This window comes from Streptomyces sp. Edi2, assembly GCF_040253635.1.
In the GTDB taxonomy this organism is placed as follows: Bacteria; Actinomycetota; Actinomycetes; order Streptomycetales; family Streptomycetaceae; genus Streptomyces.
In genome coordinates, this window is sequence record NZ_JBEJGX010000003.1 from 8693009 (window position 1) to 8708904 (window position 15896).

The following is a 15896-nucleotide window of genomic DNA, read 5'->3' on the forward strand; positions in this document are numbered from 1 at the left end:
AGCAGACGATGATCCCGGGACAGATCCTCTACGCCGACGAGCCGGTGCGCCTCAACGAAGGCCTTCCCCTCACGCGCATGACCGTCCTCAACGCCGCCGACCGTCCCGTCCAGGTCGGCTCCCACTACCACTTCGCCGAGGCCAACCCCGGCCTCGACTTCGACCGCGCGGCCGCGCACGGCAAGCGGCTGAACGTCCCGGCCGGCTCCGCCGTGCGCTTCGAGCCCGGCATCCCCACCGAGGTCGAACTCGTCCCCCTCGGGGGCAAGCGCATCGTCGTGGGCCTGCGGGGCGAGACCGGAGGCACTCTCGATGGCTGAACTGACCCGCCAGGCGTACGCCGATCTTCTCGGCCCGACGGTCGGCGACCGGATCCGGCTCGCCGACACCGACCTGGTCATCGAGATCACCGAGGACCGCGCGGGCGGGCCCGGCCGGGCCGGCGACGAAGCCGTTTTCGGCGGCGGCAAGGTGATCCGCGAATCGATGGGCCAGTCCCGCGCCACCCGCGCCGAGGGCACCCCCGACACCGTGATCACCGGCGCGGTCGTGCTGGACCACTGGGGGATCATCAAGGCCGATGTCGGTATCCGCGACGGGCGGATCACCGCCCTGGGCAAGGCCGGCAACCCCGACACGATGGACGGCGTCCACCCCGACCTGGTCATCGGCCCCGAGACCGAGATCATCGCCGGCAACGGCAAGATCCTCACGGCCGGCGCCATCGACACCCACGTCCACTTCATCTGCCCCCAGCAGGCGGACGAGGCACTGGCCTCCGGTGTCACCACGATGATCGGCGGCGGCACCGGACCGGCCGAGGGCAGCAAGGCCACCACCATCACCCCCGGCGCCTGGCACGTGGCCCGGATGTTCGCGTCGATGGACTCGCTGCCGGTCAATGTCGGACTGCTCGGCAAGGGCAACACCACCTCCCTCGCCTCGATGCGTGACCAGCTGCGGGCGGGCATCCTCGGCTTCAAGATCCATGAGGACTGGGGCGCCACGCCCGCGGTCCTCGACGCCTGCCTGACGGTCTGTGAGGAGAGCGGCGTCCAGCTGGCGATCCACACCGACACCCTCAACGAGGCCGGCTTCCTCGGTGACACCCTCGCCGCCATCGCCGGCCGCACGATCCACGCCTTCCACGTCGAGGGTGCCGGCGGCGGCCACGCCCCCGACATGATCGCGATGGTCTCCGAGCCGAATGTGCTCCCGGCCTCCACCAACCCCACGCGGCCGCACACCGTCAACACCGTTGAGGAACACCTCGACATGCTGATGGTCTGTCACCACCTCAACCCGGCCGTCCCCGAGGACCTGGCCTTCGCCGAGTCCCGCATCCGGCCCTCCACCATCGCGGCCGAGGACATCCTGCACGACCTCGGCGCCATCTCGATCATGTCTTCCGACGCCCAGGCCATGGGGCGGATCGGTGAGGTCGTGCTGCGCACCTGGCAGACCGCCCATGTGATGAAGCGGCGCCGCGGCACTCTCCCGGGCGACGGCCGTGCCGACAACCACCGGGCCCGCCGCTATGTCGCCAAGTACACCATCAACGCGGCCCTCGCCCAGGGCATCGACCATGTCGTCGGCTCCGTCGAGGACGGCAAGCTTGCCGACCTCGTGCTGTGGGACCCGGCGTTCTTCGGCGTCAAACCGCAGCTGGTCATCAAGGGCGGTCAGATCGCCTATGCGCAGATGGGCGACGCCAATGCGTCCATCCCCACTCCGCAGCCGGTGCTGCCGCGGCCGATGTTCGGTGCCACGGGCAAGGCACCGGGCGGCAACTCGGTCAACTTCGTCTCGCGGCAGGCCCTGGAGGACGCGCTGCCGGAACGGCTGGTGCTGGACAAGCCCTTCGAGGCGATCCACAGCACCCGAGGCCTCACCAAGGCCGATATGCGCAACAACGATGCCCTGCCGCGCGTCCATGTCGACCCCGACACCTTCACCGTGACCATCGACGGCGAGGTGGTGGAGCCGCAGCCGGTGGCCGAACTCCCCATGGCCCAGCGGTACTTCCTCTTCTGAGGAGCCCGAGGAGCCCGAGGAGCCCGAGGAGTCCGAGGAGGCGCGCCGATCAACGCCGCGATGAGCAATCCGATCAGCACCCTGACGCACACCCCGATAGGTACCCCGATGAGTACCGCGATGAAGGACACGTACCACCGATGAGCCGCGCAGCGCTGCTCGTCCTCGCCGACGGCCGGTTCCCCGCCGGGGGGCACGCCCACTCGGGCGGCGCCGAACCGGCCGTCGCCGCGGGACGCATCAAGGACGCCGCCACCCTGGAGACCTTCTGCCGGGGCCGGCTGCACACCGCGGGACTGGTCGCCGCGGGACTGGCCGCCGCGGCCGCGGGCGGCTACGACCCGCTCCTCCTGGACGACGCCGCCGATGCCCGTACACCCGTACCCGCGCTGCGGCAGGTCGCCCGGCGGCTCGGCCGGCAGATGATGCGGGCAAGCCCGGGCGACCTGGCCGAGCGAGGCGCTGGACGCGCTCGCCGCGGCCCGTCCCCGCGGCGCCCACCAGCCCGTCGTCCTCGGCCTGGCCGCCCGGTCCGCGGGTCTGCCGCCGCTCGACGCCGCCCACGCCGTGGCCTACGAGAACATCAGCGGTCCGGCCACCGCGGCCGTCCGGCTGCTGAGCCTGGACCCCTTCGACGCCACCGCCGTGCTCGCACGTCTCACCGCCGAGGTCGACCAGGTCGCAGAACAGGCCACCGAGGCCGCGCTGCGGACCGCGGCCGAAGGAACCGGCGCACTGCCGGCGGCCTCCGCGCCGCTGCTCGACATCACCGCCCAACAGCACGCCGCCTGGCCCGTTCGGCTCTTCGCTTCCTGACCCGGCCGGCCCGTCCCACGAAACCCACCCCGCTGTACCCCACCACCGGAGTGACCATGCACCTCGACCACCAGGACACCTTCCCCGAGCGGCACACCTACAGCGCCGCCGTCCCGGTACGCCCCGACGGCACCCGCCGCGCCCTGCGCATCGGTCTCGGCGGCCCGGTCGGCACCGGCAAGACCGCAACCGTCGCCGCACTGTGCCGCGCCCTGCGCAACGAGCTGTCCATCGCCGTCGTCACCAACGACATCTACACCCGCGAGGACGCCGAATTCCTGCTCCGCGAGGCCGTCCTGCCCGCCGAGCGGATCTCCGCCGTCGAGACCGGCGCCTGCCCGCACACCGCCATCCGCGACGACATCTCCGCCAACCTCGAAGCCGTCGAGGACCTGGAGGAGGCGGCCGGCCCGCTCGATCTCGTCCTGGTCGAATCCGGCGGTGACAACCTCACCGCCACCTTCTCCAAGGGCCTGGTCGACGCCCAGATCTTTGTGATCGACGTGGCCGGCGGCGATGACATCCCGCGCAAGGGCGGCCCCGGCGTCACCACCGCCGACCTGCTCGTCATCAACAAGACCGATCTCGCGCCCTACGTCGGCGTGGACCTGGAGGGCATGGCCCGCGACGCCAAGGCGCAGCGCGGCGAGCTGCCCGTCGCCTTCACCGCACTGAAGTCGGAGAACGGCGTCCGGCCGGTCGCGGAGTGGGTCCGCGGGCGGCTGGCCGACTGGACCGCGAGCCCGGCATGACCCTCGCACTCCCCACGCCGGAGACGGGCCGCGCCGCCGCCGGGCTGTGTGCCACCGCCCGTATCGTCGCGCGGGCCGACGGGCAGGGGATCACCCGGCTGCCCGTCCTCGACGGCGACGGCCCGTTCGCGCTGCGCCGCATCCGCGGGCACGGCAACCAGGCCCGGGTCTGCGTCGTGGGCGCCATGAGTGCCCCGCTCGGCGGTGACCGGCTGGGCATCGAAGCCACCGCCGAGCCGGGCAGCGCCCTGCACCTCACGGCTGCCGCCGCGACCGTCGCGCTGCCCGGCCGTACGGGCGAGCACGCCCGCTACGACGTGTGGTTGACGGTGGGCGAGGGCGCACGGCTCGACTGGCTGCCCGAACCGCTGATCTCGGCGGCGGGCAGCGACCTGCGGATGACCACCACCGTCGATCTGGCCCCCACCGCACGCCTGGTACTCCGTGAGGAACAGGTGCTGGGACGCAGCGGGGAACGGACCGGCGCCCTGCGCAGCCGGCTCACCGTCCGCCGGGCCGGCCGGACCCTGCTCGACCAGGAGACGGCGTACGGGCCCGGCGTCCCCGGCTGGGACACCTCGGCGGTCCTGGACGGGCACCGCGCGCTCGGCCAACTCCTCATCGTCGGGCCGGAGTTCGAGGAGCGACCGGCCGAGGTGCGGCTGCTCGGCGGCGCGGCGGGCGAGCGGCCCGGCGACGGCGAGGGGCAGGGCGTGCTGGCACCGCTTGCGGGCCCCGGGGCCCTGGCCACGGCCGTGGCCCCGGACGCGCTGCGGCTGCGGCGCCTGCTGGACGAGGCCGCCGGGAGCGCGGCCGTGGGGAGCGCGGCCGCCGGGTGACGGCGGCCGCGCCGCCTCACACCTCCAGATCGGCCTCCAGCCGGGCGAGGCGGAGGCGCGCCAGCGCAAGGTTGGCGCGCTTGCGGTCCAGCACCAGATAGAGGAAGAGACCGCTGCCGTTCTTTCCCGTCACCGGGCGGATGATGTGGTACTGCGCGGTCAGGGTGATGAGCATGTCCTCGATGGCGCCCTGGAGTTCCAGCATCTCCATGGTGCGCATCTTCGCCCGTACGACATCGGTGTTGCCGGCCGCCGCGACATTGAGGTCCAGAGCCTGCTTGTCGCCCAGGGTGGCCAGGGCCATACCGCTGGTGTAGTCGACCAGGGCGACGCCGACCGCGCCCTCGATGGTCGACATTGCGTCGGCGAGGGCGGATTCCAGTTGAGCCATGAGGGGTTCAGACCTTTCGATTCCTTGATGGTGAAGCCGGGTGCTTGCGGTGCGTGTTTCCGGACTTCTGAACTTCCGGACTTCCGAACTTTTGGACTTTGGGGTTCTGCGTTCGTGGCTGCGGCTGCGGGTGCGCCTGTGATGTGGGCGCGGGCCTCGGGCGGGGGGCTCCTATCGGCGGGGCTGCGCGTCCACCAGGGCGCCGATCCGCTCCGCGGCCCTTCTGGCCTGCAGATGGAGCCGCCCCACGTTGGTGTCCGGGCTTGCCACGGCGGTCAGGACCGCGCGCCGTCCGGCCGAATAGGCCGCGATATACCCGTCGGCGCCGCGCGTCAGGGATTCTTCGAAGGCGCCCTGTCCGGTCGCGTCGGTGAGTCGCTTGGCGACGCCGATCGCCGCGGCGGTGAGGGCGGCCAGGCCGTCCGGCTCGATGTCCGGCAGATCATGGGCGATCACCATGCCGTCCACGCTCGCCACCATCCCGCCCTGGAAATGGCGTACTTGATCGCGCAGCGTATGCAATTCCTCCCGTAGCCGGGGTTCTATCGTCATCAGTCTCCTTTTCACGGCGTGCCTTCTGATGACGCGCCTCATGGGGTGCACGGTCTTCGTACGCAAGGGCTCACAGGGTTTCCTCCAGCGCCGTACGCAGTCGGACAAGGAGGGCAATATCCGGATCGGCGGTATCGAGGACATCCGGTGCCGGTAGTTGCCAGGTCGCGGCGGTCCCTCCAGTGGCTACGGGGGCCGCACCGTTCAGGCAGGCGCCGGGCCGCCGCCGGGGGAGGGGCGTGGACGCCCGGGGGACGTGGACGAGGCCGACGGCGGCGAGGCGGCGGATGTCGAGCAGCGTCCCGAACGCGGACTGGCCCAGCGCCCGGGCCAGTTCATGGGGCGTGTGGCGGCCGTCGGCGCGGTCGAGCAGCCGTCGTTGGCGGCTGGTGGTGGGGGCCGGGATGCGTGGGCTGACGGGGACGACGGGTGAGGAGTCGACCGCCGCCCAGGGGTGGAGCCGGTCGAGCAGCAGCCGGCGGCGGGCCGTCGCCTGCTGGAGGGCGACGACGCTGACGGGGCGTATGACGCCCAGCCAGTGCCCGGCACCGGCGGTGAAGGAGGTGGTCTCGGGTGCCAGCGGCAGGGCGAAGAATGCGGCGTCGAGCAGCGCGGCGAGGTGGCATATCTCCAGCTCGCCCTGGGACAGCCACCCCTTGCTGACCAGGAACCGGCCGCCGTCCTGCTGGGGCCCTGCCGTTTCGGCGGCGTACTGCCAGCCCTCCGGCGGCAGTTTGCCGGACGCGGTGAGCCGGGGGCCGAGTCCGGGGGCGGTGGTGCTCTCGATGCAGTAGACCGCACCGTCGAGAAGGTAGAGGCAGCCGTGCGGGCCGCTGAGAGCGCCGGTGATGCGTTCGGCGGCGCACCGGTCGAGCAGTCCGGCCGGGGCGGGTGGGTGAGGAGATATGGGCAGGCCCATGGCTGTTCCCTTACCGTTCGTGCGGTGTGGCGGAGCGCGCCGTCAGGACGCGACCAGCTCCGCCGCCAGATCGCGCAGTCGGAGCCGGGCGACGGCGAGATTGGCCTGGGTGCGGTCCAGCCAGAGGTAGAGATAGGTCTGGCTGTCGAAGGCCGTGTGCACAAAACGGATGAGGTGATAGCTGCCCGCAGCCGTGATGATGAGGTCTTCGAGGTCCGGGCCTGCGGCGCCGGTGGTGTCGAAGGTGGCGTTGCGCGCGACGGTCTGCACCACCTCGGCGGTGTCCGCGGCGGCCGCGTCGTGATCGTCGTGCGGTGCCTGCCCGGCCGTGCCAAGGGTCAGACCACTGGTCCAGTCGATCAGTCCGGCGCATCGAACGCCGGGAATCCCCATCGCTTGGGACAACACCTGATCGATACCCGGCACTTCGGCTCTCCTTCGCGACGGTCGGACGCGGCGTGAAACGCCGAAGCCCTCCCTTGTGGCGGTGAGTGGGAGAGCCTTCACGGAAGGTTACTGAAGGTGTGCGGCTGGCACATGCCCGATGGGCAGGTCTACGGCAATTGACGTATTCTCGCCCCTGCGCGCCCCTTCGGAAGCCATTGCGCCGCTCCGTACTCCAGCAGGTCACCCATGGTGGTGAACTCCGTTGCCGGGCGGCATAACCCGGCAACGAGCTGCCCTGTTGCCTCGTCAATGCCGTCTCGCCACAGCCCCGTTGAGGGTCCCATGGGTGGGGCGGGGGTGACACGGGATCTTGACCGGCTGCCCCCGTTCGTTGGCCGGAATGGTGAGGTTCCGCTACGATCCCCGGCCGTTCGCCGGCAGCTCGGCCGGGCCTGCGTCCGCGCCCAGGGGCCGGCGCAGCGCCCGCCGCGCTCCACGGGCGAGCGGACGTCCGCACTCCCGCGCACCGCCTCCGAGGCTGCCGAAAAAACCTACAGGTTGGTAAAGAAGTGTGCGTCAGGCCTGTTCAGGAGGGGACGCCACAGGTCAGGATCCCTGCGTAAGTCTGTGAACCATCCCGCCACCAGTGCACTCCACGCAGGGGGAATCAACCACGTGAGAAGGACAGCAGCGCTCGGTGCCGCCGGCACCCTGGTGACCGGCGCGCTCCTCGCCGGAGCGATAGCCGCCACGCCCGCCAGCGCGGGCGACAAGCACCAGCGCGGTTCTGCCGAAGCGCGCGGTGTGGCGATCGCCGCCGCGCGCGCGGCCAAGAAGGGCATCAACTGGCAGGAGTGCCCCGCTGACTGGGGCCTCAAGTCGCCCATCCAGTGCGGCTATGTCACGGTCCCGGTCAACTATGCACGGCCCAACGGCCGTACGATCAAGATCGCGGTGGACCGGGCCGTCAGCACCGGAAGCAAGAAGGAACGTCAGGGCGCCCTCGTCTACAACCCTGGCGGACCCGGCGGTTCGGGCATGAAGTTCCCGGCCCGCATCACCACCAAGAGCGCCCTGTGGGCCAAGACCGCCAAGGCGTACGACTTCGTCGGCTTCGACCCGCGGGGCGTGGGTCACTCCGCGCCGATCTCCTGCATGAACCCGCAGGAGTTCGTCAAGGCGCCCAAGGCCGACCCGGTGCCCGGCAGCGAGGCCGACAAGCGCGCCCAGCGCAAGCTCGCCAAGGAGTACGCAGACGGCTGCGCCGAGCGCACCGGCGGTCTGCTGCCGTACATCACGACCGAGAACACCGTCCGCGATCTCGATGTGATCCGTGCCGGACTCGGTGAGAAGAAGCTCAACTACCTGGGTGTTTCCTACGGCACCTACCTGGGCGCCGTCTACGGGACGCTCTTCCCGACCCACGTGCGCCGGATGCTCGTCGACAGCGTCGTCGACCCGGCCCGCGAGAAGGTCTGGTACCAGGCCAACCTCGACCAGGACGTCGCCTTCGAGACCCGCTGGGGCGACTGGAAGAAGTGGGTCGCCAAGAACGACGCCACGTACCACATCGGTGCCACCCCCGAGAAGGTGCAGGCGGCGTGGGAGAAGCTGCGCGCGACCGCCGCGAAGAACCCCATCAGCGGTGTCGTCGGCCCTGCGGAGCTGACCGGCTTCTTCCAGAACGCGCCGTACTACGACTCCATGTGGGCCTCGGTCGCCGAGGTCTGGAGCGCGTACCTCTCCGGTGACACCAAGCCACTGGTGGAGAACGCCGGCCCGAACCTGCTGGATCTCGCGGGCAACACCGCGGCGGAGAACGGCAACGCCGTCTACACGGCCGTCGAGTGCAACGACACCAAGTGGCCCACCAGCTGGCAGAAGTGGGACCGCGACAACACCCGCATCCACCAGCAGGCACCGTTCATGACCTGGTCCAACGCCTGGATGAACCTGCCCTGCGCCACGTGGCCGGCCAAGCAGCAGCGACCGGTCGAGGTCCGGACCGGCAAGGGGCTGCCGAGCGTTCTGATCGTGCAGAGCACCCGTGACGCGGCCACGCCGTACGGCGGCGCGGTCGAGCTGCACCACCGTTTCAAGGGCTCGCGTCTGATCACCGAGCGGGACGCCGGATCGCACGGTGTCACCGGTCAGGTCAACCCCTGCATCAACGACCGGGTCGACGCGTACTTCCTGGAAGGGAAGACCGACGCCAAGGACGTGACCTGCGCCCCGCACGCCACGCCCCAGCCGGGCAAGTCGAAGGCGAAGGCCGCCGCCAAGGGTGCCTCCGACCTTCCGGGCGTTGCCTGGTAACGGAGGAAGAATCACCGCCACGTCATGCCGGCAGGACATGCCGGCATGACGTGGCGGCACGAAGCGGCGGCCGGGAATCCTCCCGGCCGCCGTTTTCGTCGCCGGGGCGCGAGGGCGCCCGGTCTCGGCCCGGCTCGCCCCCGCCCCCGCTACAACTGCTCACGCCGCAAACACCGCGGAGAAGGCGGCCCTGGTGGGGGAGTCCTCCCGGCGGTCCAGCACGGCGAACACAATACGGTCGAACCAGCCGGTGAACCGGCCGTCGTCCAGCAGCGCGGCCGCGAACGCCCGTGCCACCTCGGCCGGTTCATTGCGGAACACCCCGCAGCCCCAGGCGCCGAGCACCAGCTGACGGTGCCCGCCGGCCGCCGCGACCTCCAGCACCCGCTCCGCGCGCACCGCCAGCGCCGCCGCCACCCGGCGCGTCTCGTCAGGACGCTGCCGCGCGATCACTCCCGCGTTCGGCGCGGCGGCCGTCAGGAAGCCCGCTTCGTACGGCATGTCGAGCAAGGTGCCACGGTCGTCGCGGAAGACCGGTACACGGGGGGAGAGGATCACCCGGTCGCTGTAGAACGGGCTCGGATCCGCCCGATGAGCGGCATAGAAGTCGGGGGCCTCGCGCACACAGGTGTAGAGCGCCGACCCCCGGCACAGCGCCTCCTCCTGGGCCTGCGCACCGTTGAGATACCCGCCGCCGGGATTGCGCGCGGAGGCGAAATTCAGCACGGCGAGCGGCCCCTCGCCCGTCTCGGCCAGCCGCCGCCCGGCGGTGAGACTGCCCTCCGCCGTCACTTCGAACACCGTGCGCACTCCCGGGGACGGCGCCTCCACGGTAACCGGCTGCGGTCCGTACAGCCGGGTCCCTGCCCGGGCCCGTCCGACCGCCGCCGCGATGTCCACCAGCCGCCCGTCCGGTGCGCGGTACGCGCCCGCCGCGACGATCTGTTCCGTTTCCCGTGCGATGCCACGCAGCCGGGCGCTCATCGTCGGCACCCCCGTATCCGGTTCTTCATGGTGATCAACGTACGGGCAGGCGGCGCGCCTCGCGATCGGATTTCGCAGCCCGCAGCCCGCAGCCCGCAGCCCGCCGGCTGTCCGCCGCTGTCCTCAGCCCCGCCGGCCCCGCTCCGCCAGCCAGCGGTCCTCGGCCGCATAGCCGAACAGCTTCTCGTCCGGGTAGATGCCGGCCATCATGGGGAACACCTCCCACCAGTTGCGCCCCGTGACCCGGTCGGTCAGCCATTGCACCGTCTCCGGCAGCGACTCCTCGTACGTCGTCACCGGCCGGTAGCCCAACTCGCGCTCCGCCGCCGTCATGTCGAAGACGATGGGGTGCGGGCCCGACCACGGGGTATCGCCGACACCGGACGACGGCGGGGCACCGTCCACCGCCACGACCTCGCTCCGGGGCGCACCCATCACGGCATCCACCGCCGCCGAGATCCCGGCGACCGTCGGCGCCTGCGGATCCCCCGCGTTGAGTACCCGGGTCCCCGGCCGGTGAGCCGCCAGCCGGACCAGCTCCGCGAGGTTGTCCACATGCACGGGGTGGAAGGTGCTGCCGCCGTACGCAAGCACCCGTACCCTGCGCCCGTCCAGCACCCGCTTGACGAAGTACAGCTCACGGGGCAGGGGACTGTACGGCCCGTGAATGGCGCCGGCCCGCAGCAGGGTCACCGGCAGCCGGTCGCCCTGCGCCAGCAACGCCTGCTCCAGGGCCGCCTTGCGGGTGCAGTAATTCTCGTCGCCGGGCGGCACGGTCGGCTGGGACTCGGGGAGGGGCAGCGGGAAGTCCGGAGCGCCGTCCGGCTCGCCCATGGTGGCGAAGCCGCGCCCTTGGCCGTCCGCGTACACCGAGCCGCTGGAGATCACCACCGCCGAACCGATCCGGTCCGCCCATGCGGCCAACTGCTGTGCGTGCGCGGTCCCGTAGGCCACACAGTCCAGCAGCACGTCACAGCCCTCGCCGATCAGCCCGGCCAGCGCCGCGTCGTCCTCCCGGTCCACCGCCACCGGGCGGACCTCCCCGGGCCAGGAGTCATCGCGTCCGCCGCGCCGGGACGCGGCCCGCACCTCCCAGCCGTCCCGCGCCAGCGCCCGTACCGCCGCCCGCCCGATCTGCCCGCTCGCTCCGATCACCACTGCGCTACCTGAGGTCATGGGCGGGACCCTACGGACGGTCAGCGGGCTGCGGCAGTACGGTTCGCCCACGGCGCAAGGGGAACGCACGGAGAGACGGACCCGGCCGGCGCTCAGTCCGCGGGACCCTTGCCGTGCCCCCGCCGTCCGTGTGTCCGCGCCCGCGCCTGTGCCTGCGCCGCGGCCTTGGCCTCGCCCGCGTAGGTGTCGACGTACTCCTGACCGGAAAGGGTGAGGATCGCGTACATGATCTCGTCGGTGACGGCACGCAGCGCCATGCGTTCGTCCTCCAGCCCCGCATAGCGCGAGAAGTCCAGCGGCGCCCCGAAGCGGATGGTGATCCGCATGATGCGCGGCAGCCGCCGGCCCGTCGGCTGTGCCTCGAAGGTGCCGATCATCGCGCACGGCACCACCGGCACCCCGGCCTTGATGGCCATCGAGGCGACGCCGGTACGCCCCTTGTAGAGCCGGCCGTCGTGCGAGCGGGTGCCCTCCGGATAGATGCCCAGCAGCCGGCCCTTGCGGAGGACGGAGAGCCCCGAAGAGATCGCCGCCTGTGAGGCACGGCCCCCGGACCGGTCCACCGGAATCTGCCCGACGCCCCGGAAGAACGCCGCGGTCAGCCGTCCCTTCAGACCGGGCCCGGTGAAGTACTCGGCCTTGGCCAGAAACGTCACCCGGCGCGGCACGATCGCCGGCATCACGAAGTGATCGGCGAACGACAGATGATTGCCCGCGATGATCGCCGCGCCCTCCTCCGGCACATGGGCGAGCCCCTCGATCCTCGGCCGGAACACCAGCCGCAGCAACGGCCCGAGAAGCAGGTACTTCAGCACCTGGTAGAGCACAGGACAGCTCCCCTTCGGTCGGCTTGCCCGGGCGGCCATATCGTTCCAGGTCACACGGGGTGCCCGGGGACGGCCAGTGAGTCTATGGGCAAGTGTCGTTGCCGGTAACCATCTTCGGCCGGATCGATGCTGTCTCGGTGCTCGGTGCTCGGTGCTCGGTGCTCGGTGCTCGGTGCCTAGCCGTCTCGTTCATCGACCAACGGCCCGCCAACCTGCCCCGGCGTCCCGGCCGGGCCAACGGGCCGTTCCTGAGGGCCCCACCGCCGCCGGGCTTCACCGCCGGGGGGCCTCCAGGAGTGCCTGGAACCGGCGTGCGAAGAGATACGCGTCCCCCGGCCACCGCGCCGAGAGATAGCGCCCGTCCTGCACCGCGAACGCAGCCGAGTCGTCGGTCGCGGTGCCCCGCGCGGCCAGGACCCTGGGTCCCCGCTCGAAGCGGGCGTCCGGGCCGGTCAGCGCGGCCCTGACCTCGTCCTCCACATACGCCGGATAGGTGCGGTAGTAGCGGCCGAGCCGCCATGCCGTGGCCAGATACGCCGACCGCTCCATGTACTTGGGCAGACAGGTCGTGCGCCGGTCCGCCAGCAGGCTGCGGCCGGTGGACGCCTCCCGTGCCCGCGCCAGTACCAGCACCCCGTGGCAGATCGCCCCGACCGGCCGGTCCAGCGCCCAGAACCTGCCGACCTGCCGCCGCAGCACCTCCGAGCCCAGGTACTGCCGCATCCCGGGTGCGTGTCCGCCCGGCAGGATCAGCCCGTCGTACTCCTCAGGGGCCAGCGCCGCCCAGCCGACGGTCGCGGTGAACTCCTCGCTCCGGGTGAGCTCTTCGTAGAAACGCCGGGGCTGTTCCGCGGCGCCGAGCTGTCCGAAGAGGACGCCGGTCAGCAGCCGTGGATCGCATGCGGGCCGGGTACCGGCCCGTTCGGTGGCGAAGACGACCCGGTGGCCGGCATCGGTGAGCAGCCGCCAGGGCACCGCCACCTCGGTGACATCGAAATCGCGGTCGGGGACCGGCATCAGCACGCGCACCGGGGCATCTTCGCAGCCCCTCGTCTCCTTCCGCCAGCCGCTTTGGCATCCGTGGACAACTTTCAACTCACTTTGAATGCACGGAGGTTGACTCGCCGTATTGCCCGGAGAGCGAGCCTGAACCCAGGGTCCAGGCCGAGGACAGGAGTCAGAGATGTCCCGGAAGAAGAGAGTCGGCGCGCGTCAGAAGATCGTCATCGGTGTCAGCGCCGCCGCGCTGGTCGGCGGCATCGCCATCGCCACCGCCGGCACCAGCCAGGCCTCCGTGGCGTGCGACGGACTGGCCACCGCCCTGAGCAACAACGAGAAGTTCATCGCCGACCAGCAGGCGAACCCGGACGCCCAGTCGGCGGCACGGATCGCCAACCGCCAGGCCGTGATCAAGGAGATCCAGGTCAAGCAGAAGGCCGCCGGCTGCTCCGGTGGGCAGGGCGGGGATGACGCCGCGGGCGCTCCGCCGACGGGCAACGAGCCGCCCGCCGGCGCCCCACCCGCCTCCAAGGTGCCGCAGGGATCGGCGGACCCGTCCGGCTCCGGCGACGCCTCCGCATCCGCGGCCCCGCCGGCCTCGGACGATCCGCCGGCCGCCGACGGCGATGTGGTCTGCGCCGGCTCGACGGTGACCCTCTCCGGCGAGGGCGGCGCCCCGGCCGCATCCAGCGACCAGTTCCCCGTCGGCACCAAGCTGAAGGTGACCAACCTGGACAACAAGAAGTCGACGACGGTCTCCGTGACCTCGGCCTCGGGCAGCTGTGCCCTGCTCAACAACGCGGCCTTCGAGCAGGTGCGTGAGGAGGGGAAGTTCCTGATCCGCAACGCCCGGATCGAGCGTGTGGGGTAATCCCGGTCCGGGTGGCCGGCAGCGGAGCCGCCTCCTCCGCTGCCGGCCACCCTTGTCTCCGGGGAGGCAATCGAAGGTCCGTACGGGCGACCTCGCGGCGTGGCCGCTTGCCCGCCGGGGCCCGGCGAGGTGGCCTGGGGCCGCCGGGCGCCACGCGTCGCCGTCAGGCTCCCGCAGGCGACACCACCGAGCTTCCCAGGAGACATCGATGCCCGTGAGCCCTCGACGCCGGTCCATCCGGACCACCGTGACCGTGAGCGTGTCCGCGCTCGCCGCCCTGTCCGCCGCCCTGCTCGGCACGCTCTCCGCCGACCCGGCGCACGCCGACGAACCGCCGGCCGCCGACCAGGGCCTGCTGCTGACGGTGTCCGGGGCCGGCAACACGTGGAGCCGGGGCGTCCGGCTCACCTGCCCGGACATCCACGGCAGACACCCGCACGCGGCCGCCGCCTGCGACGCGCTGACCTGGGCGCGCGGGAACCTGGACGCACTGCCCGGCCACCCGCAGGCCTGCACCAGGGAGTACGACCCGATGACCGCCTCCGCGATCGGCACCTGGCACGGCGTCCCGGTGAACTGGCACAAGGCCTTTCCCAACGCCTGCACCATGGACGCCGCGACCGGGCCGCTGTTCCGCTTCTGACGCGCCCGGGAGGCGGTGCGTGATGCGCCTCCCAGGCGGTGCGCCCGCTCTTCCCGCCGCACCGACCGGCTCGGACCGGCCGCGCCGCCGGCACGCCGATCGGGCCGGCCATGCGCCACTACGCGATCAGACCGGCCGCGCCGCGCGGATCAGACCGGCCGCGACGCCACCATGCCGACCGTCACCAGAGCCAGCACCACCCAGGAGAACCAGAGCCAGCCATTGGCGCCCATCGCCACGGTGTAGGCGGTCGCCACCACCAGTCCGCCCACCGTGCACACGGCCATCGTCCTAGCAGATCCGGGCATACCCGCAACCTCCTCTTGCGGCCCGGTACGTCATGCCACGGGCCGCGGCCATGGGACCATCGTCCCCGGCCGCGGCCCGTACCGCCAGAGCGGTGCGCTCGCTATCGGCTCCGTGCGTGGAGCGAGGCGAGGTAGGCGTTGTAGTCGGCCAGATCCTTGTCGCCGTTGCGGTCGGCGGCCCGGTCCGCGCGCTGCGCCTGACGCTCCTCGGACTTGCGCCACTGGAAGACCAGGGCGATCAGCACCACGACGGACGGGATCTCGCTGAAGGCCCAGGCGATACCGCCGGCCGCCGCCTGGTCGGACAGCGCCTCGATCCCCAGCGAGGACGGCGGGTGCAGGAAGGTGTCCACCATCGGCTCGCTGGCCATCATCAGGGCGATACCGAAGAAGGCGTGGAACGGCATGCCCGCGAACAGCTCCAGGATCCGCATCACATGGCCCGGCCGGTGCGGTCCCGGGTCGACGCCCATGATCGGCCAGAAGAACACCAGGCCGACCGCGAGGAAGTGCACCATCATCCCGATGTGCCCGGCCCGGGACTCCATCAGGAAGTCGAACAGCGGTGTGAAGTACAGCGCGTAGAGACTCGCGATGAACAGCGGGATGGTGAACGCGGGGTGCGTGATGATCCGCAGGTAGCGGCTCTGCAGCAGCGCCACCAGCAGCTCGCGCGGCCCCTTGCGGCCGCGTCCGGCGGTCGGCAGCGCGCGCAGTGCCAGCGTCACCGGCGCCCCGAGCAGCAGCAGGATCGGCGAGAGCATGCTGATGACCATGTGCTGGACCATGTGCACGCTGAACATCGCCATGCCGTAGTCGTTGAGCTTGGTGCACATCACCAGGGCCACCGTCACCACGCCCAGCGCCCAGGCGACGGTCCGGCCCACCGGCCAGGCGTCCCCCCGCCGCCGCAGCCGGATCACCGCCCAGCCGTAGAGGCCCAGTCCCAGCAGACAGCCGACGAGGAAGAACGGATCACCGCCGAACTCCAGGCCCCGCGACAGCGTGAACGGCGGCAGATCCATGTTCATGCCGTCCATGCCGTGCCCGCTGTGATCCATCCGCTCGCTCCTGATTCGTAC

17 protein-coding genes and 1 pseudogene are annotated in these 15896 nt (G+C 71.5%); 8 read left to right on the plus strand and 10 right to left on the minus strand.

The window, feature by feature from the left end:
* The first annotated feature begins 8 nt into the window (after nucleotides 1-8).
* The 5 genes and pseudogenes from ABR737_RS41600 (at nucleotide 9) to ABR737_RS41620 (ending at nucleotide 4441) form a co-directional block, all read left to right on the plus strand.
* A complete protein-coding gene (locus ABR737_RS41600) occupies nucleotides 9-320 on the plus strand; it encodes an urease subunit beta (RefSeq protein ID WP_159473013.1) in 312 nt (103 codons plus the stop codon).
* Nucleotides 313-2034: an urease subunit alpha gene (locus ABR737_RS41605; protein ID WP_350256327.1), complete on the plus strand. Its 1722-nt coding sequence runs from the start codon at nucleotides 313-315 to the stop codon at nucleotides 2032-2034. Before ABR737_RS41600 ends, ABR737_RS41605 begins: the two co-directional genes overlap by 8 nt.
* Nucleotides 2035-2174: 140 nt before the next feature.
* Nucleotides 2175-2850: pseudogene (locus tag ABR737_RS41610) on the plus strand (urease accessory protein UreF).
* A 56-nt stretch (nucleotides 2851-2906) separates the two neighbouring features.
* A complete protein-coding gene (gene ureG / locus ABR737_RS41615) occupies nucleotides 2907-3602 on the plus strand; it encodes an urease accessory protein UreG (protein ID WP_350256328.1) in 696 nt (231 codons plus the stop codon).
* The gene (locus ABR737_RS41620) at nucleotides 3599-4441 is read left to right on the plus strand and encodes an urease accessory protein UreD (RefSeq protein ID WP_350256329.1); all 843 of its coding nucleotides are present in this window, start codon (nucleotides 3599-3601) and stop codon (nucleotides 4439-4441) included. Before ureG ends, ABR737_RS41620 begins: the two co-directional genes overlap by 4 nt.
* Nucleotides 4442-4457: 16 nt before the next feature.
* On the opposite strand, the gene ABR737_RS41625 is transcribed toward ABR737_RS41620, so the two are convergent.
* The 4 genes from ABR737_RS41625 to ABR737_RS41640 all read right to left on the minus strand — a co-directional run bounded on the left by ABR737_RS41625 (nucleotide 4458) and on the right by ABR737_RS41640 (nucleotide 6729).
* Nucleotides 4458-4832, minus strand: coding sequence for a hypothetical protein (locus ABR737_RS41625; RefSeq protein ID WP_350256330.1), 375 nt, complete (start codon nucleotides 4830-4832; stop codon nucleotides 4458-4460).
* Between the two features lie 171 nt (nucleotides 4833-5003).
* Nucleotides 5004-5384, minus strand: coding sequence for a roadblock/LC7 domain-containing protein (locus tag ABR737_RS41630; protein ID WP_350256331.1), 381 nt, complete (start codon nucleotides 5382-5384; stop codon nucleotides 5004-5006).
* A 70-nt stretch (nucleotides 5385-5454) separates the two neighbouring features.
* Entirely contained in the window at nucleotides 5455-6303 is an 849-nt protein-coding gene (locus ABR737_RS41635; RefSeq protein ID WP_350256332.1) for a hypothetical protein, read from the minus strand.
* 42 nt (nucleotides 6304-6345) lie between these two features.
* Nucleotides 6346-6729, minus strand: coding sequence for a hypothetical protein (locus ABR737_RS41640; RefSeq protein ID WP_088801471.1), 384 nt, complete (start codon nucleotides 6727-6729; stop codon nucleotides 6346-6348).
* 636 nt (nucleotides 6730-7365) lie between these two features.
* Between ABR737_RS41640 and ABR737_RS41645 the strand changes: the two genes are divergently transcribed.
* Nucleotides 7366-9006, plus strand: coding sequence for an alpha/beta hydrolase (locus ABR737_RS41645; RefSeq protein WP_350256333.1), 1641 nt, complete (start codon nucleotides 7366-7368; stop codon nucleotides 9004-9006).
* A gap of 159 nt (nucleotides 9007-9165) precedes the next feature.
* Here the strand turns inward: ABR737_RS41645 and ABR737_RS41650 are convergent, their stop codons facing one another.
* The 4 genes from ABR737_RS41650 to ABR737_RS41665 all read right to left on the minus strand — a co-directional run bounded on the left by ABR737_RS41650 (nucleotide 9166) and on the right by ABR737_RS41665 (nucleotide 13022).
* Nucleotides 9166-9990, minus strand: coding sequence for a TIGR02452 family protein (locus ABR737_RS41650; protein WP_350256334.1), 825 nt, complete (start codon nucleotides 9988-9990; stop codon nucleotides 9166-9168).
* A 123-nt stretch (nucleotides 9991-10113) separates the two neighbouring features.
* The gene (locus ABR737_RS41655) at nucleotides 10114-11166 is read right to left on the minus strand and encodes an NAD-dependent epimerase/dehydratase family protein (protein ID WP_350256335.1); all 1053 of its coding nucleotides are present in this window, start codon (nucleotides 11164-11166) and stop codon (nucleotides 10114-10116) included.
* A gap of 92 nt (nucleotides 11167-11258) precedes the next feature.
* Nucleotides 11259-11993, minus strand: a complete 735-nt coding sequence (locus tag ABR737_RS41660) for a lysophospholipid acyltransferase family protein (RefSeq protein WP_350256336.1) — start codon at nucleotides 11991-11993, stop codon at nucleotides 11259-11261.
* A 273-nt stretch (nucleotides 11994-12266) separates the two neighbouring features.
* Nucleotides 12267-13022 (minus strand): type 1 glutamine amidotransferase domain-containing protein, encoded by a 756-nt coding sequence (locus tag ABR737_RS41665; RefSeq protein WP_350256337.1) that lies wholly within the window; start codon nucleotides 13020-13022, stop codon nucleotides 12267-12269.
* 154 nt (nucleotides 13023-13176) lie between these two features.
* Here ABR737_RS41665 and ABR737_RS41670 point away from each other — a divergent pair, with 154 nt between their 5' ends.
* Nucleotides 13177-13863, plus strand: coding sequence for an SCO2207 family protein (locus tag ABR737_RS41670; protein ID WP_350256338.1), 687 nt, complete (start codon nucleotides 13177-13179; stop codon nucleotides 13861-13863).
* Nucleotides 13864-14071: 208 nt separating this feature from the next.
* Nucleotides 14072-14506, plus strand: a complete 435-nt coding sequence (locus tag ABR737_RS41675) for an SSI family serine proteinase inhibitor (protein ID WP_350256339.1) — start codon at nucleotides 14072-14074, stop codon at nucleotides 14504-14506.
* Between the two features lie 149 nt (nucleotides 14507-14655).
* Here the strand turns inward: ABR737_RS41675 and ABR737_RS41680 are convergent, their stop codons facing one another.
* Both ABR737_RS41680 and ABR737_RS41685 read right to left on the minus strand, forming a co-directional pair.
* Nucleotides 14656-14814: a hypothetical protein gene (locus ABR737_RS41680; protein WP_350256340.1), complete on the minus strand. Its 159-nt coding sequence runs from the start codon at nucleotides 14812-14814 to the stop codon at nucleotides 14656-14658.
* Nucleotides 14815-14915: 101 nt separating this feature from the next.
* Nucleotides 14916-15875, minus strand: a complete 960-nt coding sequence (locus tag ABR737_RS41685) for a cytochrome c oxidase assembly protein (protein ID WP_350256341.1) — start codon at nucleotides 15873-15875, stop codon at nucleotides 14916-14918.
* Nucleotides 15876-15896: the final 21 nt, after the last annotated feature.